The 20,079-nt window shown below is 74.0% G+C and carries 20 protein-coding genes and 1 tRNA gene; 10 read left to right on the top strand and 11 right to left on the bottom strand.

Annotated elements, in window-relative coordinates; all coding sequences use genetic code 11:
* Positions 1-179 precede the first annotated feature (179 nt).
* The 8 genes from thrB to ACZZ97_RS04805 form a co-directional block, all read right to left on the bottom strand.
* Positions 180-1,133, bottom strand: coding sequence for a homoserine kinase (gene thrB / locus ACZZ97_RS04840; protein WP_314102275.1), 954 nt, complete (start codon positions 1,131-1,133; stop codon positions 180-182).
* 13 nt (positions 1,134-1,146) lie between these two features.
* Positions 1,147-2,229, bottom strand: coding sequence for a threonine synthase (thrC, locus tag ACZZ97_RS04835; RefSeq protein ID WP_123546331.1), 1,083 nt, complete (start codon positions 2,227-2,229; stop codon positions 1,147-1,149).
* Positions 2,229-3,563: a homoserine dehydrogenase gene (locus ACZZ97_RS04830; RefSeq protein WP_314102274.1), complete on the bottom strand. Its 1,335-nt coding sequence runs from the start codon at positions 3,561-3,563 to the stop codon at positions 2,229-2,231. Before ACZZ97_RS04830 ends, thrC begins: the two co-directional genes overlap by 1 nt.
* Before the next feature lie 83 nt (positions 3,564-3,646).
* Positions 3,647-5,050, bottom strand: coding sequence for a diaminopimelate decarboxylase (gene lysA / locus ACZZ97_RS04825; protein ID WP_463472433.1), 1,404 nt, complete (start codon positions 5,048-5,050; stop codon positions 3,647-3,649).
* Positions 5,051-5,146: 96 nt separating this feature from the next.
* Complete coding sequence (locus ACZZ97_RS04820) at positions 5,147-5,914, bottom strand: LmeA family phospholipid-binding protein (protein ID WP_463472432.1); 768 nt, start codon at positions 5,912-5,914, stop codon at positions 5,147-5,149.
* A gap of 7 nt (positions 5,915-5,921) precedes the next feature.
* Positions 5,922-7,586 (bottom strand): arginine--tRNA ligase, encoded by a 1,665-nt coding sequence (gene argS, locus ACZZ97_RS04815; RefSeq protein WP_314102271.1) that lies wholly within the window; start codon positions 7,584-7,586, stop codon positions 5,922-5,924.
* 96 nt (positions 7,587-7,682) lie between these two features.
* Positions 7,683-8,306, bottom strand: a complete 624-nt coding sequence (locus tag ACZZ97_RS04810; protein WP_463473763.1) for a gamma-glutamyl-gamma-aminobutyrate hydrolase family protein — start codon at positions 8,304-8,306, stop codon at positions 7,683-7,685.
* A 212-nt stretch (positions 8,307-8,518) separates the two neighbouring features.
* A complete protein-coding gene (locus tag ACZZ97_RS04805; protein ID WP_463472431.1) occupies positions 8,519-9,208 on the bottom strand; it encodes a pyridoxine/pyridoxamine 5'-phosphate oxidase in 690 nt (229 codons plus the stop codon).
* A gap of 75 nt (positions 9,209-9,283) precedes the next feature.
* Between ACZZ97_RS04805 and ACZZ97_RS04800 the strand changes: the two genes are divergently transcribed.
* Positions 9,284-9,358: transfer RNA gene (locus ACZZ97_RS04800), tRNA-Arg, on the top strand.
* Between the two features lie 112 nt (positions 9,359-9,470).
* Here ACZZ97_RS04800 and ACZZ97_RS04795 read toward each other — a convergent pair.
* Positions 9,471-9,686, bottom strand: a complete 216-nt coding sequence (locus tag ACZZ97_RS04795; protein ID WP_192041912.1) for a hypothetical protein — start codon at positions 9,684-9,686, stop codon at positions 9,471-9,473.
* Positions 9,687-9,858: 172 nt separating this feature from the next.
* A complete protein-coding gene (locus ACZZ97_RS04790; protein WP_463472430.1) occupies positions 9,859-10,752 on the bottom strand; it encodes an EamA family transporter in 894 nt (297 codons plus the stop codon).
* Between the two features lie 83 nt (positions 10,753-10,835).
* On the opposite strand from ACZZ97_RS04790, the gene ACZZ97_RS04785 reads away from it, so the two are divergent.
* From ACZZ97_RS04785 to ACZZ97_RS04760, 6 genes are all read left to right on the top strand, one after another.
* A complete protein-coding gene (locus ACZZ97_RS04785; protein WP_314102267.1) occupies positions 10,836-11,243 on the top strand; it encodes a hypothetical protein in 408 nt (135 codons plus the stop codon).
* Positions 11,244-11,368: 125 nt separating this feature from the next.
* Positions 11,369-13,420 (top strand): TPM domain-containing protein, encoded by a 2,052-nt coding sequence (locus ACZZ97_RS04780; protein ID WP_463472429.1) that lies wholly within the window; start codon positions 11,369-11,371, stop codon positions 13,418-13,420.
* A gap of 124 nt (positions 13,421-13,544) precedes the next feature.
* On the top strand, positions 13,545-14,267 hold the full coding sequence (locus ACZZ97_RS04775) for a PspA/IM30 family protein (RefSeq protein WP_192041916.1): 723 nt from the start codon (positions 13,545-13,547) through the stop codon (positions 14,265-14,267).
* Positions 14,264-15,340, top strand: coding sequence for a DUF418 domain-containing protein (locus ACZZ97_RS04770; protein WP_463472428.1), 1,077 nt, complete (start codon positions 14,264-14,266; stop codon positions 15,338-15,340). Before ACZZ97_RS04775 ends, ACZZ97_RS04770 begins: the two co-directional genes overlap by 4 nt.
* A gap of 46 nt (positions 15,341-15,386) precedes the next feature.
* Positions 15,387-16,214 carry an arginase family protein gene (locus ACZZ97_RS04765; RefSeq protein ID WP_314100969.1) on the top strand — a complete coding sequence of 276 codons (828 nt, stop codon included), beginning with the start codon at positions 15,387-15,389 and terminating at the stop codon, positions 16,212-16,214.
* The gene (locus tag ACZZ97_RS04760; RefSeq protein WP_463472427.1) at positions 16,211-17,032 is read left to right on the top strand and encodes a crotonase/enoyl-CoA hydratase family protein; all 822 of its coding nucleotides are present in this window, start codon (positions 16,211-16,213) and stop codon (positions 17,030-17,032) included. The genes ACZZ97_RS04765 and ACZZ97_RS04760 overlap by 4 nt, the downstream gene beginning before the upstream one ends.
* A 122-nt stretch (positions 17,033-17,154) precedes the next feature.
* On the opposite strand, the gene ACZZ97_RS04755 is transcribed toward ACZZ97_RS04760, so the two are convergent.
* Positions 17,155-17,325, bottom strand: a complete 171-nt coding sequence (locus ACZZ97_RS04755; RefSeq protein ID WP_123546355.1) for a CsbD family protein — start codon at positions 17,323-17,325, stop codon at positions 17,155-17,157.
* A gap of 172 nt (positions 17,326-17,497) precedes the next feature.
* Between ACZZ97_RS04755 and ACZZ97_RS04750 the strand changes: the two genes are divergently transcribed.
* Genes ACZZ97_RS04750 through ACZZ97_RS04740 form a run of 3 tightly spaced genes read left to right on the top strand, consistent with a single transcriptional unit; the run spans position 17,498 to position 20,069 of the window.
* On the top strand, positions 17,498-18,898 hold the full coding sequence (locus tag ACZZ97_RS04750) for a dihydrolipoyl dehydrogenase family protein (protein WP_463472426.1): 1,401 nt from the start codon (positions 17,498-17,500) through the stop codon (positions 18,896-18,898).
* Positions 18,895-19,251, top strand: a complete 357-nt coding sequence (locus tag ACZZ97_RS04745; protein ID WP_463472425.1) for a Fe-S oxidoreductase — start codon at positions 18,895-18,897, stop codon at positions 19,249-19,251. The genes ACZZ97_RS04750 and ACZZ97_RS04745 overlap by 4 nt, the downstream gene beginning before the upstream one ends.
* Entirely contained in the window at positions 19,248-20,069 is an 822-nt protein-coding gene (locus ACZZ97_RS04740; protein WP_463472424.1) for an SDR family NAD(P)-dependent oxidoreductase, read from the top strand. The genes ACZZ97_RS04745 and ACZZ97_RS04740 overlap by 4 nt, the downstream gene beginning before the upstream one ends.
* Positions 20,070-20,079 lie beyond the last annotated feature (10 nt).

The raw sequence follows: 20,079 nt of genomic DNA, 5'->3' as shown, positions 1-20,079 counted from the left end.
GGCAGGCCCTGCGCGGATGCGCGCTGCGCGGGATGCGCAGAGGAGCTCACGGAGGTGCGGCGCACGTACGCCAGACAGGCGGACGGACGCTGCGAGATGTGCACTACGGGATGTGCGGCCCGGGGGGATCAGGGAGCCTGGGGACTCGACACGCCTACTCGAGAACCGAGGAGGTGCTGCTAGATGCCCAGGGGATCTTGATTCTCTACCGGGTGCGGCTTCACTGTAGCACCCCGCAGGTCGACGGCGAGCATGACGGCACGCCAGTCGGACAGCGAGTGCTCGGCCACGAGATCCGCCGCGAACAGGCGCTGCGCGGGGTCGCTCCCGAGCACCAGCAGCGAGGGGCCCGCACCGGACACGACGGCGGCCAGGCCGGCGTCCCGCAGCATGGTGATGAGCGCATCGGTCTCGGGCATGGCACTCGCCCGGTAGCTCTGGTGGAGCCTGTCCTCCGTGGCGGCGAGCAGCAGCTCGGGGCTCTGGATCAGCGCCGCCACGAGCAGCGCGGAGCGGGACACGTTGAACGTCGCGTCCTCGTGCGGCACCGATGCGGGCTGGAGGCTGCGCGCGAGCTTCGTCGAGAGGGTCGACTCCGGCACGAACACGACGGGAGACACGCCCCGGTGCACGAGGAGGCGCTTGTGGGCGGGCCCGGACGACGTCATCCACGCGATGGTGAGCCCGCCGAAGAGGGCCGGAGCGACGTTGTCGGGGTGGCCCTCCATCTCGGTGGCGACCCTCAGCAGGTCGGCGGAGGAGAACTCGACCACCCCCTCCAGCAGGCCCTTGGCCGCGACGACGCCGGAGACGATGGCGGCGGCCGACGAGCCGAGGCCCCGCCCGTGCGGGATCACGTTGCGGGCCTCGAGCCGGAGACCCGGCAGCGGCTGGCCGACGGAGGCGTAGGCCGCGGCGATCGCCTGCACGACGAGGTTGCCCTCGTCGGTGGGGACCTCGCCCGCCCCGACGCCCTCGACGTGCACCTCGACGCCCGAGCCCGTGGTCGTGGTGACCACGAGCTCGTCGTAGAGCGAGACGGCGAGCCCGAGCGTGTCGAAGCCGGGGCCGAGGTTCGCCGAGGTCGCCGGCACCCGGACCAGCACCGACCGCACGTCGCCCGCTCGGGTCATCAGCACGCCTCGGTCACGCAGAGGCCGGGACGAGCCCGAGCACCTCGGCGACGCGCGAGGTGTCGCTCTCGACGACCGTCGGCGTGACCTCGGAGCCGTCGGCGCGACGGAGGGCCCACTGCGGGTCCTTCAGGCCGTGGCCGGTGACCGTGAGGACGACCGTCGCGCCCGCCGGGACGACGCCCGCGTCGGAGCGCTCGAGCAGGCCCGCCACGCTGATCGCCGACGCCGGCTCGACGAAGACGCCGACCTCGGCCGCCAGGATCTTCTGGGCGGCGAGGATCGCCTCGTCGGTGATCGCTCCGAACCAGCCGTTCGTGAGGTCGCGGGCCTCGAGGGCCAGCTGCCAGGAGGCGGGGTTGCCGATGCGGATCGCGCTCGCGATGGTCTCGGGGTGCTTCACGACCTCGCCCGCCACGATGGGCGCCGAGCCGGAGGCCTGGAAGCCGAACATCCGCGGCAGGCGCGTGGACCGACCGGCCTCGACGTCCTCGCGGTAGCCGCGGGTGTAGGCCGTGTAGTTGCCGGCGTTGCCCACGGGGAGGAAGTGGAAGTCGGGGGCGTCGCCGAGCACGTCGACGACCTCGAACGCGGCCGTCTTCTGGCCCTCGATGCGGTCGTTGTTGACCGAGTTCACGAGGTGCACCGGGTAGTTCTCGGCCAGGTCGCGCGCGATGTCGAGGCAGTCGTCGAAGTTGCCCTGGATCTGGATCAGCTGACCGTCGTGGGCCACGGCCTGGCTGAGCTTGCCCATGGCGATCTTGCCCTCGGGCACGAGCACCGCGGCGGTGATGCCGGCGTGCGCGGCGTAGGCGGCGGCCGACGCCGACGTGTTGCCGGTCGACGCGCAGATGACGGCCTTGGCCCCGTGCTCGACCGCCTTCGAGATGGCCATCGTCATGCCGCGGTCCTTGAAGGAGCCGGTCGGGTTCATGCCCTCGTACTTGACGAACACCTTCGCCCCGGTGCGCGCGGACAGCGCCGGCGCCGGGATGAGGGGCGTGCCGCCCTCGCCGAGGGTGACGACCGGGGTCGCCTCCGTCACGTCGAGACGGTCGGCGTACTCGCGCAGGACACCCTGCCACTGGTGGGCCATCAGGCTCCTTCGACTCTCAGGACGCTCGTGACGGAGTTCACGACCGCGGTGTTGCGGAGGGCGACGACCGTGGCGGCGAGGTCGGACTCGCGGGCACGGTGGGTGCCGATGATCAGGGTAGCGGTCGCGGGGGGCGCCTCCTCGTCACGTGACGCACCGGGTTCGACCCCGCCGGTCTGCTCGACGCTGTGCACGCTGACGCCGTGCTGGCTGAGCACCGTCGCGACCTCGGCGAGGACGCCGGGCTGGTCCGCGACGTCGAGGGTGATCTGGTAGCGGGTGACGACGTGGCCGATGGGCAGCACGGCCAGGTCGGCCTGGGTCGACTCGGCGACGCCGGGGCCGCCGACGACGTGTCGGCGCGCGGCCGACACGAGGTCGCCGAGCACCGCAGAGGCGGTCTCCACTCCCCCGGCCCCCGCGCCGTAGAACATGAGGTCGCCGGCGGCCTCGGCCTCGACGAACACCGCGTTCTTCGCCCCGTGGACGGCGGCCAGCGGGTGGTCGAGCGGGACGAGCGCGGGGTACACGCGAGCGCTCACGCCGTCCACGCCGTCGGAGTCGGTGAGCCGCTCGCAGATCGCCAGGATCTTGACCACGTAGCCGGCCTTGCGTGCAGCCTGCACCTGCTCGTGCGTCACGGACGTGATGCCCTCACGGTGCACGGCCGAGAGCGGCACCGTCGTGTGGAAGGCGAGGCTGGCGAGGATGGCCGCCTTCTGCGCGGCGTCGTAGCCCTCGATGTCGGCCGTCGGGTCGGCCTCGGCGTAGCCGAGGGCCGTCGCGGTCGCCAGGGCGTCCTCGAGCGTGTCGCCGTCGGTGTCCATCCGGTCGAGGATGAAGTTGGTCGTGCCGTTGACGATGCCCATGATCCGGCGGATCCGGTCGCCGGCGAGGCTGTCGCGGAGCGGTCGGATGATGGGGATGGCGCCGGCGACGGCCGCCTCGTAGTAGAGCTGGGCACCGACCTGCTCGGCCGCCGCGAAGAGCTCGGGGCCGTGGTGCGCGAGCAGCGCCTTGTTGCCCGTGACCACGTCGGCCCCGGACAGCAGCGCCTGCAGCACGTGGTGGCGGGCCGGCTCGAGCCCGCCCATGAGCTCGACGACGATGTCGGCCCCGAGGATGAGCGACTCGAGGTCGGTGGTGAACAGCTCGCGCGGCAGGTCGACGTCGCGGGGCGCGTCGACGTCGCGGACGCCGATGCCGACCAGCTGCAGGCCCGCGCCGGCACGGCCCGCCAGCTCGTCGGCGTGCTCGAGGAGCAGGCGGGCCACCTGCGACCCGACCGATCCGGCGCCCAGCAGGGCGACCCTCACGTCGCGGTATTCGTCCATGGTGTTCCGTTCTGTGGAGGCGACCCGGTCGGGGCGCCGTGAGCTGAGGGGCAGGGGTGGTCGGGAGACGTGCGCCGGGAGGCTCAGTCGAGGCCGGCGTCGCGGGCGAGCAGGTCGGCCTCGGTCTCACCACGGACGATGACCCGCGAGGCCCCGTCGCGCACCGCGACGACCGGGGGCCGCCCCACGTGGTTGTAGTTGCTCGCGAGGCTCCAGCAGTACGCGCCCGTCGCGGGCACGCCGAGGAGGTCGCCCGGCGCGACGTCGGCGGGGAGGTACTCGGCCAGCACGACGAGGTCGCCGCTCTCGCAGTGCTTGCCCGCGACCCGGACGAGGGCCGGGGCCGCCGAGGAGGCGCGGCTCACCACGCGTGCCGAGTAGTCGGCCTCGTAGAGGGCCGGCCGGGCGTTGTCGCTCATCCCGCCGTCGACGCTGACGTAGCGACGGACGGCGGTCTCGCCGGTCTGCTCGTCGACCGTGACCGCGACGTCCTTGACCGTGCCCACCGTGTAGAGGGTCGTGCCGGACGGCCCGGCGATCACCCGGCCGGGCTCGACGGCGACCACGGGCAGCGGGATGCCGAGCCGCGCGCACTCGGCCGCGACGATGTCGGCCAGCGCCGCGGCGAGCTCGTCGAGGGGGCGCGCGTCGTCGACCGACGTGTAGGCGATGCCGAAGCCGCCGCCGAGGTTGAGCTCGGGGACGGGACCGTCGACGAGCAGCTCCGCGTGGAGGGCCAGGAGCCGGCGCGCGGCCTCGCCGAAGCCGTCCGAGCCGAAGATCTGCGACCCGATGTGGGAGTGCAGGCCGAGGAGCCGCAGCGACGGCCGGCTGCGGATGTCCGCCACCACGGCCGGTGCGTCCGCGAGGGTGATCCCGAACTTCTGGTCCTCGCGGGCCGTCGCGAGGTAGTCGTGGGTCGACGCGTGCACGCCGCTGTTGACGCGGACGCGGACGGACTGGACGACGCCGTGACGGGCAGCGGCCTCGGCGACCCGCACCACCTCCTCCGCGTTGTCGACGACGATGTTGCCGATGCCCGCGGCGACGGTGCGGTCGATCTCGGCCAGCGACTTGTTGTTGCCGTGGAACGCCATGCGCGAGGGCTCGACGCCGGCCGCCGCGGCGACGGCGAACTCGCCGCCGGTGCAGATGTCGACGCGCAGGCCCGCCTCGGCGACCCAGCGGGCCACCTCGACGGACAGGAAGGCCTTGGCCGCGTAGTAGACGATCGCGCTGGTGCCGACGCGTCCGAGCTCCCGGTCGAACGCCTCCTTCGCGCCGCGGGCGCGCCCCCGGAAGTCGTCCTCGTCGACGACGTAGAGGGGACTGCCGTGACGGGCGACGAGCTCGGTGGCCCGGACGCCGGCGACGGCGACGACGCCGTCGTCGCCGCGGAGGGTGCCGTGCGACCAGACCGAGCGGTCGAGCGCGTCGACGTCGTCGGGCTCGAGGAGCCAGTCGGGAGCGAGGGGGTTGGGCGACACGGGGACCTCGGTGGGGATCGGGAGGGGCAGGACGACGACGAGCCTAGCGACAGCGGCCGTCGGTGACGGAGCCCTGCGGCGACCGGTGCCCCGGCATCAGCTGCAGCTGCCCTTCGCGGCCAGGCCGGAGGACGTCAGGGGCAGCCCGTCCGACCGGAGGCCGAGCTGCACCCGGCCCGGCTCGACGTCCACCGACGTGAGCACGACGCCCGGGGGCAGCTGCTCGGCGACGCAGACGCGCTGGGCGAAGTCGCCGAGGAACGGCGTCAGGTCGAGCGACAGCGAGGTGTCGGGCAGCGACGCCCGCGTCGGGGTGAAGTCGAGGGCACGGCCGTCGTCGGCGATCGCGGGCGTGGCCGTCACGTCGACGGGCACCGCCCCGAGCACGGGCACGTCGAAGCTGCGGGCGTAGGTCACGTCGCCGTCGCCGAGCGTCACGGTCGCGCCGGCGGACGAGACGCCCTCGAGCGAGCTCACCGTCGCGGAGTCGGCCGAGAGCGTGCCCGTGACCGCGCCGGAGGTGCCCTCGAGGTCGGTGGGGACGTCGCTGACGTCGAGGCGGAACGAGACGGGGTCGCCCGCCGCGCCCGAGGACAGCGTCACGTCGTCGAGCGAGCCGTGCGCGATCTGCCAGAGCACGGAGGTGCCGTGGACGTCGACGGCCACGTCGTCCAGGCCGGTCGCGGTCGAGATCTCGGCTGCGGCGCGCTGCTCGACCAGGCCGCGGGTCACGACGTCGGCGACGACCGCGAGGATCGCGAGCACCACCAGGACGCCGACCAGCACGAACAGGCCGGCGGCGGCGCCCCGGGCACGGCGGCGCGGGACGGCCCGCTCGGCGAAGAAGTCGTCGACGTCGCTCATCTCGTCGTCACATCCGGTCGGGGGCGGAGACGCCGAGGAGGCCCAGGCCGTTGCGGATGACCTGCCCGGCCGCGTCGTTGAGCCAGAGGCGTGTGCGGTGCAGGTCGGTCACCTCCTCGTCGCCGAGGGGGGTCACCCGGCAGCTGTCGTACCAGCGGTGGTACGTGCCGGCCAGTTCTTCGACGTAGCGCGCGACGCGGTGCGGCTCGCGGAGCTCGGCGGCCTGGACGACGACGCGCGGCAGCTCGGCCAGCGCGCCGAGCAGGGCGCTCTCGGTCTCGTGGACGAGGAGGGAGGCGTCGAACGCCTCGCGCGTCACGCCGGCGGCCTCGGCGTTGCGCGCCACGGACCGCGTGCGGGCGTGCGCGTACTGGACGTAGAAGACCGGGTTGTCGTTGGTGCGCCGCGTCCAGAGGTCGAGGTCGATGTCGATCGAGCTGTTCACCGGGCTGCGCACGAGCGAGTAGCGCCCGGCGTCGATGCCGACGGCGTCGACGAGGTCCTCCATCGTGACGACCGTCCCGGCGCGCTTCGACATGCGCATCGGCTCGCCGTCGCGGAGCAGGTTGACCATCTGGCCGATGAGGATCTCGAGGTTGACGCCCGGCTCGTCGCCGAACGCGGCGCACATCGCCATCATGCGTCCGACGTAGCCGTGGTGGTCGGCGCCGAGCATGATCAGGTTGCGCTCGAAGCCGCGCTCGCGCTTGTCGAGGTAGTAGGCGAGGTCGCCCGCGATGTACGCCGCCTCGCCGTCCGTCTTGATGACGACCCGGTCGCGGTCGTCGCCGAACTCGGTGGTGCGCAGCCAGGTCGCGCCCTCGGCCTCGTAGATGTGGCCGAGCTCGCGGAGCCGGGCGACGGCACGCTCGACGGCCTTCGACTCGTGCAGCTCGTTCTCGTGGAAGTAGACGTCGAAGTCGACGCCGAAGTCGTGCAGCGACTGCTTGATGTCGGCGAACATGAAGTCGACCCCGGCGGCGCGGAAGGCCTCCTGCGCCTCGTCGCGCGGCAGCGCGAGCACGTCGACGTCGGTCGCCGCGAGGACGCGGTCGGCGATGTCGGAGATGTACTGCCCGCCGTAGCCGTCCTCGGGGGTCGGCTCGCCGAGCGCCCGCGCGACCAGGCTGCGGGCGAAGCGGTCGATCTGCCCGCCGTGGTCGTTGAAGTAGTACTCACGGGTGACACGGGCGCCCTGCGCCTCGAAGACGCGGGCGAGGCTGTCGCCGACGGCCGCCCAGCGGACGCCGCCCATGTGGATCGGACCCGTGGGGTTCGCCGACACGAACTCCAGGTCGATGGTGACGCCGTCGTAGTACGAGCCGCGGCCGAAGTCGGCCCCCTGCTCGACGATGGTCCTCGCGAGCAGGCCCGCGGCGGCCGCGTCGAGCCGCACGTTGACGAAGCCGGGGCCGGCGACGTCGACGTCGGACACGCCGTCGACCTCGGCCAGCTCGGCCGCGATCTCGGTCGCCAGGTCGCGGGGCGAGGCGCCGACCCGCTTGGCGAACTTCATCGCCACGTTGGTGGTCCAGTCGCCGTGGTCGCGGTTGCGGGGCCGCTCGAGCACGACGTCGGCGGGCGTCACGACGACGTCGGCGGGAACGCCTCGACGCTGGAGCACCCCGTCGACGACGGCGAGCAGGGACGTGGAGAGTTCGGCGGGAGTCACGGTCGTCGATCTTACCGGCTGGGCGTGGGGCGACCGGCGGGTCGGCCCACGACAGGCAGAGCCGCGGTCGTCAGGCCCGTGAGCAGGAGGCGGCGGTCAGGCGGCGCGGGACACCTCGGCGGCCTGGGCCGCCAGCAGGGACAAGAGGAACGGCAAGTGCGTCCGGTCGGCGCCGCGGTCTTCGGGGTGCCACTGCACGCCCGTGATCGGCGCGGTCTCGTGCTCCACGGCCTCGATCCCGCCGTCGGCCGTACGGGCGACGACCCGCAGGCCCTCGCCGACACGGTCGACGGCCTGGTGGTGCGCGCTGCGGACACGGGCCGTGGTGCCGCCGAGCGCCGCCGCGACGCGGCTGTCGGGGGCGAGCTCGACGTCGTGGTCGACCATGAGGCTCTCGACCGCTCCCGAGCCCCGGTGGGCGCCGTGGGCGTCGTCGAGGTGGGGCACGAGGGTGCCGCCGAGCGCCACGTCGATCACCTGGTGCCCGCGGCAGATGCCGAGCAGGGGGGTGGACCGGACGAGCGCACGACGCACGAGGGCGATCTGGCCGGCGTCCGCCTCCTCGTCGTGACGACCCTCGCCCTCGTAGCCGCGGCGTCCGCCCCAGGTGACCGGGTCGAGGTCCTCTCCCCCGCGATCACGATCGCGGAGGCGCCGCCGGTGACGCGGAGGAGCTCGGCGGCGCCGAGGTCGCCCGCGGCGACGCGGCGGGCGTCCCAGCCGAGCGCGGTCGCGTCCTCGACGATGCGCTCGTTCAGGGTCTGGACGTACGAGTGGTACCGCGGAGCGTGGGGCCGGTGTGCCGTCACCTCGACCACGGCCAGCATCGGGCGCGCGGCGACGACGGCAGCGGACCCGGGGCGGACGAGGGAGGAGGTCATGGCTCCATGGTCGTCGGCGGTCGCGTCCCCGGCCAGCTGTGTGTCGCGGAGTTACGGCCAGAGGGAGGCGCGGCGCCAGTCGTCGCCGACCCGGTCGTACCGCACGCGCACCTGGTCGCGGCCCGTCGTGGCCTGCCAGAACTCGACCGACACCGGCAGCACCCGGTACGCGGTCCAGTCGTCGGGCACGAGGTCGTCGTCGGCCTCCACCTGGGCGCGGGCACGGTCGAGCGCCTCGTCGGCCGCCCGCACGTCGTCGATCTCCGTGCTCTGCGGCACGGCGGCGGCGACGGCACGCGAGTCGGGGTGCCGGTGGCGGAAGTCCTGCTCCGCGACGTCGCGCGGGCCGGGGACCGCCGAGCCGGTGACGCGGACCTGCTGCCCCTGAGCCGCCCAGAAGAAGGTGAGCGCGACGCGCTCGTCCTCGGCGATCTGGCGGCCCTTGGGGCTCAGCGCCGACGACGTGAACCAGAAGGCGTCGTCGACGTCCTTGAGGAGGAGCGTGCGGGCCGTGGGGCCCGACGCCGTCGAGGCCGTCGACAGCGTGAACGCGTGCGGCTGGACGACGTCGGCGGCGACGGCGGCGTCGAGCCACTCGAGGAACAATACGACCGGGTCGGCAGGCGCGGACGAGACGTCGAGCTCGCGAACGTCGGGGCTCGGCGACGCCGCCCTCCTCACGCGGTCGCGGAAGGAGGACGAGGACGAGGAGGCGCCGGGTGCGGAGTCGGGAGGAGTCACAGGACCAGCCTGCTCCCGTCCGGTCGCCGCGTCCGTGACCACGTGCAATCGCTGCTAGCCTTGTCGACGTCCCTGGCCCCCATAGCTCAGGGGATAGAGCACTGCCCTCCGGAGGCAGGGGCGAAGGTTCGAATCCTTCTGGGGGCACCACCTCGGCCGACCGGCCGGCGACGACGAAGGCCCCGCTCGTGCGGGGCCTTCGTCGTGCTGGTGGGCGGTCGGCCCCCGGCTCCGTTGCCGGCGGTCGACCGCTCGTCGTGGCTCAGCTGTACGTCAGCGCGATGACGGCCACGTCGAGCGTGCGGTACGCACCCTCGGCGCGCGTGGCCGATCGCACGCGGCCACGGAGGACCTCGAAGCGGCCCTCGGTCTCGTGCACGAAGCCGATGACGCCGGCGGTGGGGGTGGACACCCGGTGGAAGCCGTCGCCCAGGGGCACGACCTCCGCTCGCGACGTCCTCTCAAGAACAGCACCCATGATGTCCTCCTCAGGTCAGCCAGCCTCGGATCGGGCCGGTCTCCGGAGAGTACCCCGCGAAGCCGCCGCGAAGCCCCGTGAACGGGGTACAGCCGGCAACGACCCCTCCTCGTCAGTCCAGGACCGCCCGCGCACCACCCGTCGGGGGAACGGGCATCGCAGGGGTACGACGTCAGGTGGGCGGCGGCTCCACGAGCGGCCCGTCGCGACGGGGCCGGCGCGCGGTGGCCGTGACGCCGACGCTCGCGGCCGTCACGAGGGCGAGGGCCACGAGCTCGCGCGCCCCCAGGGCCTGCCCCAGCACGACGAGGCCCGCGAGCGCGGCCGTCGCCGGGCCTAGGCTCGACAGGACTCCGAACACCCGCGTCGGCAGCCGCCGCAGGGCCACCATCTCGAGCGAGTACGGCAGGGCGCTCGTGAGCACCGCGACGACGAGGAACACGAGCAGGAGGCTCGGGTCGGCCGAGACGGCCGAGGCCGCGTCCCCGGCCCCCAGCGGCACCACGAGCACCGCGGCGACCGTCATCGCGACGGCGAGGCCGCCGAGCGAGTCGTCGCCCCGGCCGAGGCTGGCGTTGGCGACGATGTAGCCGGCCCAGAAAGCGCCCGCCCCGAGTGCCAGCGCGACGCCGAGCAGAGGGGTGGCCCCGCTCGAGTCGAGGCCGAGCACGACGACCCCCGTCAGCGCGAGGACGGCCCAGGCCGCGTCGACGAACCGGCGGGTCTGCACGAGGGCGACCGTGAGCGGGCCGAGGAACTCGAGCGTGACCGCGACGCCGAGGGGCACCACGTCGATGGCCAGGTAGATCAGCAGGTTCATCCCGGCGAGGGCGACGCCGAGCAGGACGACGCCGAGCCAGGTGCGTCGCGACCAGCCGCCGACGCGCGGCCGGAACACGAGCAGCAGGACGAGGGCGCCGAAGCCCAGGCGGAGCGCCGCCGCGCCGAGCGGGCCGAGGGCGTCGAAGTGCGTGCGGGCCAGGGCGGCGCCGAACTGGACCGACACGATGGCCGCGACGGCGAGGAGCGGGGCGGGCACGCGCTCGAGGGCGGCGGGGCGGGTCACGGTCGGCAGGTCTCCGGGGTCGTCGGGGCGGGACGAGTCTAGGGCGGCAGGACCACGCGGCCCGGCCACAGTACGATCGGGGGGTGTCCGACGCCCTCACCGTGATCTCCCCCGTCGTGGAGCTCTTCGGCTGGTTCGGGTTCATCGTGGGCACGCCCTTCCTGCTCGCCGGGACCGTCATGCGCTCGCGCTCTCGTCGGTGGGAAGAGACGGTCGCCGTCGTCATCCCCGCACCGGACTGGGCGCACGCGGCCACCGCGAGGTGGATGGACTCCTCGGGCGAGCTGCACGAGACCGAGTTCGACGACCACCCCGTCGACACCCCGGTCGAGACCGAGCTGGTGGTGCACTACGACCCGTGGCGGCCGGCCCGGCCCAGGCTCGACCCGCCGCACGAGGACGGCCGCGCCCTCCGCACGGTGGGCTGGATCCTGATCGGCGTCGGCGCCCTCTGTGCCGTCGCCTCCGTCGTCCTGCTCTTCGTCGGCTGAGCTCCCGTCACGCCGAGCTCCCTCCCCGGTGGGGCACGGCTCGCGTCCGTCCACACGAGCAGCCCGCCCGGCCCCCGTCGGGGGGCCCGTGGCTAAACTCCAGTCACCGGACCGAGGGGAGAACCGTGACCGTCAGCGCGAGGGGTCGACGAGACCGACGAGGGGCGCGGGGGGCCGTCACCGGCGGCGTCGCCGCGCTGCTCGCCGTGGGGGCGATCGGCCTCGGCGCGACACCGGCCGCGGCGTCGTCGCCGGTCGACCTCGACGGCGCCTACGTGCTCGACGACGCGGGCGTCCTCTCGACGGCAGAGGTCTCGCAGGTCACCGACAGCCTCGACCAGCTCTCGGCCGATGCCGGCATCGACCTGTTCGTCGTCTACGTCGACTCCTTCGAGTCCCCCGCCGACAGCGCGGCCTGGGGCATCGCCACGGCCGAGCGCAACCAGCTCGGCACGGACGACGTCCTCCTCAGCGTCGCGGTCGACGACCGGGTCTACGACCTCTCCGTCTCCTCGAGCTCGACGATCACCGCCGGACAGCAGGAGTCCCTCCAGTCGGACGTCCTCGAGCCCGAGCTGCGCGACTCGGACTGGGCCGGGGCCGCCGTGGCCCTCGCGGACGGCATCCGGCAGGACGCCGCCGGGCCCGACCTCTCCTGGCTGCTCTGGGCGTTCGTCGGGCTCGTCGTCCTCGCCGCGATCGGCGCAGTCGTCTTCGCCGTCGTCCGCGGCCGCGCCCGCCGACGCGCCTTCCGCTCCGCGGAGGAGGTGCAGGCCCAGCTGGATCGCCGTGCAGCCGCCCTGCTCGTCGCCCTCGACGACGAACTGACCGCCGGCGCCCAGGAGGTCGGCTTCGCCGCGGCCCAGTTCGGCGACGATGCCGTCGCCCCGTTCGCCGCGGCGCTGACCGCGGCGAGAGAGCAGGCACGGGAGGCCTTCGAGCTGCAGCAGCGGCTGGACGACTCCGTGCCCGACTCGCCCGAGCAGCGTCGCGAGTGGACCGAGCGCATCGTGCAGCTCTGCGACGAGGCCGGACGCTCGCTCGACGAGCAGTCGGCGGCCTTCGACGCCCTCCGCGCCGACGAGGAGCGCGCTCCCCGCGAGGCCGCCGCGCTGCCCGGCGAGGTCGCCGGTCGACGCGAGGCGGTGCACCGTGCCCGATCGCTCCTGACGCAGCTCCGGCAGACGTACTCGGCCAGGGCCGTGGCCACGGTCGCCGACGCCCCGGACCAGGCCGACCGCCTCCTCGACTTCGCGGACGAGTCCGCTGCCGGGGCGACCGCGGCGATCGGTCGAGGTGACACCGGCGAGGCCGTGGGGTCCGTGCGTGCGGCACGACAGTCGCTCGGCCAGGTCGACCAGCTCGTCGGCTCCGTCGACAAGGCGGCGGAGGCCCTGCGCACCGCGGGCACGACGATAGCCGCGCTCTCGGCCGACCTCCGGCGCGACGTCGCCGCGGCCGAGTCGCTCCCCGACGACCGCGTGCCCGAGGGCGTCGACGTCGCCGGCGCCGTCGCCGCAGCCCGCGCCGCCGTCGCCCTGGGCGAGACGCAGACCGACGACCCCCTCGCCGTGCTGGCCGGCCTCGACACCGCGAACGTCCGCATCGACGCCGCCCTCGTCGCCCTCCGGGACGCCGTCGAGAAGGACCGCCGGGCCCAGGCCGCACTCGACCAGGCGCTCCTCACCGCCCGGAGCCAGATCAGCGCCGCCCGCGACTTCATCGAGACCCGACGCGGCGCGGTCGGCCCGCAGCCGCGCACACGCCTCTCCGAGGCCGAGCGGCACCTCGCGACGTCCGTCTCGCTCGCGACCTCCGACCGCGATCGAGCCCTCGGCGAGGCGCACCTCGCGGTGCAGCTCGCGGGCACGGCCTCGTCGGAGGCACAGGCCGAGGTGTCGTCGTACCAGCAGGGCGTGCCGTTCGGCGGTGGAGGACGAGGCGGCGGGGCCGACCTGAGCGGCATCGTCACCGGGATCGTCCTCGGCGGGCTGCTCGGCGGCGGAGGCGGCGGGCGGGGCGGCTTCGGCAGCGGCGGCCTCGGCGGCCTCGGCGGCTTCGGCGGGCGCAGCGGCGGGGGCGGCTTCGGCGGAGGCGGCGGCGGCGGGGGCGGCTTCGGCGGAGGCGGCGGCGGCGGGGGCGGCGGCGGACGTCGCTCCGGCGGCGGGCGCTTCTGACCCGGTCCGACGCCCGTGCCGGACGACGACCCAGACGACCACGACCACGACCACGACCACGACGAGACTTCCCGGCGGGCGCCGCCCGGCGGGACCGACGCACCACCCACGAGAGGACACCACCATGGCGAAGCAGTCCATCTTCGGCCGGATCGCACAGCTGACCCGCGCCAACATCAACGCCCTGCTCGACCAGGCGGAGGACCCTGCCCTGATGCTCGACCAGATGGTGCGCGACTACACCAACAGCATCGCCGAGGCCGAGTCGGCCGTGGCGCAGACCATCGGCAACCTCCGGCTGCTCGAGCAGGACCACGCGGAGGACGTCGCCGCGGCCGCCGACTGGGAGCGGAAGGCCCTGGCCGCGAGCAACAAGGCGGACCAGCTCCGCACCGCCGGCAACGCCGCCGACGCCGACAAGTTCGACGCGCTCGCGAAGGTCGCCCTCGGCAAGCAGATCTCGTCCGAGAAGGAGGCGAAGGACGCGGAGCCGACGATCGCCTCCCAGACCGTCGTCGTCGACAAGCTCAAGGCCGGGCTCACCGGGATGCGCTCGAAGCTGGACCAGCTGGACTCGAAGCGCAACGAGCTGATCGCCCGCTCGAAGACCGCGGCGGCCCAGTCGCAGGTCGCCGACGCCCTCGGCAGCATGGACGTCCTCGACCCGACGAGCGAGATCGGCCGCTTCGAGGACAAGGTCCGACGCGAGGAGGCCAAGGTGCTCGGCCAGCAGGAGCTCGCGGCGTCCAGCCTCGACGCGCAGTTCGAGGGCCTCGAGGACCTCGACCAGCAGACCGAGGTCGACGCTCGCCTCGCCGCCCTGAAGCTGGGCGCCCTCGACGCGTGACCACCGCCTCCGGCTCCCTCGCCCCGCCTCCCGCCGTGCACCGGCCGGGCGGCGGGGCGTCGCGCGTCGTCGCCGTCGACGTCGCGCGGGGGCTGGCGGTGCTCGGCATGTTCGCCGCGCACATGTGGCCGCGGGCCGAGCTCGACGAGCGGGTCTTCGACGGCCGGTCGGCGATCCTGTTCGCCACCCTCGCCGGCATCTCGCTGGGCCTCTCGTCGGGCGGCTCGCGCCCCACGCCACGAGGCGGCCGCGCCCCGGTCGTCGGCTCCGTGCTGATCCGGGCGGCGATCCTCGTGCTGCTCGGCCTCGTGCTGCAGGCCTGGAACGAGTACGTGCTCGTCATCCTCCCCTACTACGGCGTGATGTTCGCGCTGCTCGCCGTCGTCCTCTTCGCCCCGCGCCCCGTGCTGCTCGCGCTGGCCGCGGTCGTCACGGTCGGCGCCCCGTGGCTCGCCGACCAGGTGCCCGTGACGACCCTCGGCAGCCCTCTCGCGGGAGGGGTCGCGGGGCTCGCCCAGGACGCCCTGCTCGTCGGCTCGTACCCGGCGCTCGTGTGGCTGCCGTTCCTGCTGGTGGGCCTGGTCGCCGCGCGGAGCGACCTGCGGCGGCCGCGCACGGCGGTCGTCCTGCTGGTCGGGGGCGTCGTGGCGGCGGTCGTCGGCTACGGGTCCCGGTGGCTGCCGGGCGCCTCCTCGTGGCCTGCCCTCGACCCGGCCGCTCACGAGGGCGCACCGGCGGAGATCGTCGGCTCGGGCGGCACGGCCCTCGCCGTCGTCGGCCTGCTGCTGCTCGCCACCCGGCCGGCCTGGGCGGCCGGACGAGCCGTCGCCACGGGCCTCTCACCGCTCGCCGCCGTCGGGAGCCAGCCGCTCACCATCTACTCGGCGCACCTCGTGCTGACCGCTCCCCTCTTCACGCTCTACCGCCTCGACGGCGGACGCTACGGCCTGCCCCTCGGCTGGTTGGTGGCGGCCGTCGTCCTCACCATCGCCTGGGCCGTCCTCTGGCGCCGGTTCCTCGGCCGCGGGCCGCTCGAGCGCGTCGTGGCCCGGGTGAGCAGGCCCTGGGGATGAACGCGATCCGGCGCTCGGCGGACCGCCCTGTGCCAGACTCACGCGCATGAGGTTCGTCGTGGTCCCCCAGTGGCAGGGTTCTCCGTCGTCGAGGGCCATGCGGCTCGCCGAGGGGGCGTACGCCGTGCTCGGCGACCTGCCCGCGAAGTCGACCGCCCTGGTCGAGGTGCCGGTCGGCGCCGGCGACTCGCTCGGCACCCGCGTCCACAGGTTCTCGTCGGTCGTGGCCGTGGCCGCGTCGCTCCGCCGCGAGCTCGAGGCCGAGGCGTCGCCCGCCCTCGTCGTGGGCGGCGACTGCGGCGTCGAGTACGCCGCCGTGCAGCACGCCCTCGGACCCGACACGGCCGTCGTCTGGTTCGACGCCCACCCCGACCTGCACAGCCCCCGCACCAGCGAGAGCGGCGCCTTCAGCGGGATGGTCCTCCGGGCCCTCACCGGCGACGGCACGGACGAGCTCGGCGCCCTCGAGGCCGGCCCCGGCGCGAGGCGTCTCGAGCCGGGCCGGATCGTCCTGGCCGGGTGCCGCACCTACGACGACGCTGAGGACACCTGGGTCGAGAGCCGCCGCGTGCGCACGGTGTCGTCGCTCGACCTCACCCCGGAGGAGGTGGTCGAGGCGGTCGCCGCGACCGGCGCGACCGAGGTGTACGTGCACGTCGACCTCGACGTGCTCGACCCCGGCGTCGTCGACGGGCTGCTCGAGCCGGTGCCGTTCGGCCTCGACCCGGCCGTGCTGATCGCGACCATCACTGCCCTCAAGGAGCGCTTCCCGCTCGTCGGCGCGGGCCTGTGCTCGTTCGCCCCGGTCGACGCGGCCGCCGCGGCCGACGACATGGGCACGATCCTCCGCGTCGTCGGGGCACTGGCCCGATGAACGACGGCGCGGCGAGCGACGACGCGGTGGGCGACGACCGGCCGCGCGTCTCCGTCGAGCGCGACGGGCACGTGCTCGTCATCGGCCTCGATCGCCCCGAGAAGCGGAACGCGGCCGACCTGCGGATGCTCCGCGAGCTCTCGCTCGCCTACGGCCTGCTCGACCGCGATCCCGACCTGCGGGTCGGCCTCCTCGTCGGCCTCGGCGAGCACTTCACGGCGGGCCTCGACCTCGGCGACGTCGCCCCGGCGGTCGGCGAGGACGGGCTCGACGTGGTCCCCGAAGGCGGGCTGCACCCGTGGCAGGTCGAGGGGCGCCAGCTCACGAAGCCCGTGGTCGCCGCCGTGCAGGGCACCTGCCTCACGCTCGGGGTCGAGCTCGCCCTCGCGAGCGACGTCGTCGTGGCCGAGGTCGGCACCCGCTTCGGTCAGATCGAGGTGAGCCGCGCGATCCTGCCGTTCGGCGGGGCCACGATCCGGCTCCCCCGCCGGGTCGGCTGGGGCGACGCGATGCGCTGGATGCTCACCGGCGACCTGTTCGACGCCGAGGAGGCGCGGCGCATCGGGCTCGTGCAGGAGGTCGTCCCCGAGGGCGAGGCCCGCGCCCGCGGCCTCGAGCTCGCCCGCCGCATCGCCGCCCAGGCACCGCTGGCCGTGCAGGCGACGCTGGCGAACGCCCGGCTCGCGGTGCGCGAGGGCGACGCCGCCGCGGAGGCGAGGCTGCAGCCGGAGCTCGTGCGGCTCATGCAGTCCGGCGACGCGCGTCGAGGCATGGAGGCGTTCCTCTCGAGGACGACGGCAGAGTACGAGGGCGACTGACGCCTCCTCGTCTCGCCCGCTCGGCACGGACGACGACGAGGCCGGACGCCCCGTGCCCCGGGAACACGCAGGAGCCCGCCTCCCCCTGAGGGGAGACGGGCTCGAGAACGAGGCGGATCGACCTACTTGAAGACGTCCTTGACGTCCTCGCCGACCTTCTTGGCGGACGCGCCGGCCTGGTCCTTCTGACCTTCGGCCTTGAGGCTGTCATCGCCCTTGCGGTCTCCGATGGCCTCCTTCGCCTTGCCGGCGATGTCCTGAGCGGCGTTCTTGATCTTGTCGTCGAGTCCCATGGTGACCTCCTCGCTACAGGCGCTGTCTGCGCCGTTTCCAGCACCGTACGCCTCGGGCTCCCCCTCGTCACCACCTGTCACGCAGTACTCAGAAATCGTACAGCGACCGTTCATGTGCGCCCAGAGAACTCCCCCCGGCGCGTGACAGGCCCTCGGGACTACCGTCTGACCCATGACGACTTATGACCTCATCGTGATCGGAGCCGGCGCGGTCGGCGAGAACGTGGCGGACTACGCCACCCGCAGCGGGCTGGAGGTGGCCCTGGTGGAGGCCGAGCTGATCGGCGGCGAGTGCTCGTACTGGGCCTGCATGCCGTCGAAGGCGCTGCTGCGCTCCACCTCGGTGATCCGGGCCGCGAAGTCCGTGGGCGGCGCCGCCCAGGCCGTGACCGGCGACGTCGACGTCGCCGCGGTGCTGCGCCGACGCGACTCGTTCACGAGCGGCTGGGACGACTCGGGGCAGGCCGACTGGGTCGAGGGCGCGGGCATCGCCCTGCTCCGCGGCCACGCGACCATCACCGGCGTCAAGGAGGTGACGGTCGACGGCACGGTCCACACCGCCCGCCACGCCGTGGTCGCGGCCACCGGCTCCACCGCTCTGCTCCCCGACGTGCCCGGCCTGTCCGAGGCGCGTCCCTGGACGAGCCGCGAGGCGACCAGCGCGCAGACCGTGCCCCAGAGCCTCGTCATCGTCGGAGGCGGCGTCGTCGCCCTCGAGATGGCCACCGCCTACCAGGGCCTCGGCTCGACCGTGACGGTCATCGCCCGCAGCGGCCTGCTCGGCGGCCAGGAGCCCTTCGCCGGCGAGCTGGTCGGCAAGACACTGGGCGAGCGAGGCGTCGACGTGCGCGTCGGCTCGTCCCCCGCCTCCGTGCTCCGCACCGAGCACGACACCGTCGAGGTCACCCTCGACGACGGCAGCGTCGTGATCGCCGACGAGATCCTCGTCGCGACGGGTCGCGTGCCGCGCACCTCCGACCTCGGCCTCGAGAACGTCGGGATCGAGCCCGGCGACTGGCTGCAGGTCGACGACACGCTGCTCGTGCACGGCACCGACTGGCTCTACGGCGTCGGCGACGTGAACCACCGTGCGCTGCTGACGCACCAGGGCAAGTACCAGGCCCGCGCCGCCGGCGAGGTCATCGCCGCCCGTGCCTTCGGCCGCGAGCTGAAGACCGAGCCGTGGGGCGCGCACGTCGCCACCGCCGACGACGCCGCCGTGCCCCAGGTCACCTTCACCGACCCCGAGGTCGCGAGCGTCGGCCTCACCGCTGACGCTGCCGAGAAGCGCGGCATCGACGTGAAGGTCGTCGACTACGACCTCGCCGGCGTCGCCGGGTCGGCCCTGCACTCGGACGACTACGAGGGCCACGCCGGGATCGTCGTCGACGAGAGCCGCAAGGTCATCGTGGGCGCGACCTTCGTCGGGCCGGACGTCGCCGAGCTGCTCCAGGCCGCCACGATCGCCGTGGTCGGCGAGGTGCCGATCGACCGCCTGTGGCACGCCGTCCCCGCGTACCCGACGGTGAGCGAGATCTGGCTGCGCCTGCTCGACGCCTACGGGCGTCCGTGAGGAACCCCCTCCTCGACTCGCCGATCTCGCGCCTCGGCTGCGCCTGGGCGACCGCCGTCGGACTCGCCGTCGGCGTGCCGCTCAGCGTCGGTCGGGTGCGCGTCGTCGGCGACCTGATCGTCTGCCGGGGCCTCCCCCGCTGGGCGTTCAAGCGCGGGGGCACCTGCGTCGGACGGGTCTACCTGACCCGCGACAACGACGGGCCCCGCGTGCTGCAGCACGAGGCCGTCCACGTGAGGCAGTGGCAGAAGTACGGCATGCTGATGCCGTTCCTGTACTTCCTGGCCGGCAGCGACCCGCTGACGAACAGGTTCGAGATCGAGGCAGGCCTCGAGGAAGGCGGCTATCGATGACCCGCACCGTGATCATCACCGGAGCAAGCAGCGGCATCGGCCGGGAGGCGGCGATCGAGCTGGCCGCGGGAGGCGCGCAGGTGGCCGTGGTCGGCCGCAACGCCGAGCGCACCCGCGCCGTCGCCGACCAGGTCGGCGGTCGCGCCTTCCTGGCCGACTACGACCGTCTCGACGATGTCCGCCGTCTCGCGGACGAGCTGCTCGAGGCGTACCCGCGCATCGACGTGCTGGCCAACAACGCGGGCGGCCTCGTGAGCGAGCGCGGCCTCAGCCACGACGGGCACGAGCGCATCCTGCAGTCGAACCACCTGGCGCCGTTCCTGCTGACGCGCCTCCTGCTGCCCCGGCTGCTCGAGAGCTCGGGCCGGGTCGTCTCGACGGCCAGCGTGGCCAACCTGTTCGGCAGCGTCCGGCTCGACGACCTGAACTGGGCGAAGCGGCCCTGGCTCGGCGGCTGGCGCCAGTACGGCACGAGCAAGATCGAGACGATCCTGTTCGTCCGCGAGCTCGCCCGGCGCACCGGCCTCGAGGCGTTCTCGTTCCACCCCGGCATCGTCAAGACGTCGTTCGGCTCGTCGTCGCCGATGTGGCGGATGGCGAACGTCCTCTCGAACGGCAACTACGGCATCTCGGCACACGCCGGCGCCGTGCCGCTGATCCAGCTGTCGGGCCCGAGCTCGGTGAGCGTCGAGAACGGCACCTACTTCGACCAGCTGAAGCCGCACGGCCGCCTGCACCGGCACGCGCAGGACGACCAGCTGGCCGAGGCGCTCTGGGACCGCACGAGCGAGATCGTCGGGGTCGACCCCCAGGTCTGAGCGGCGGCGC

Source organism: Frigoribacterium sp. AC512, from assembly GCF_979258295.1.
This window is presented reverse-complemented; position numbering and strand designations above follow the sequence as displayed.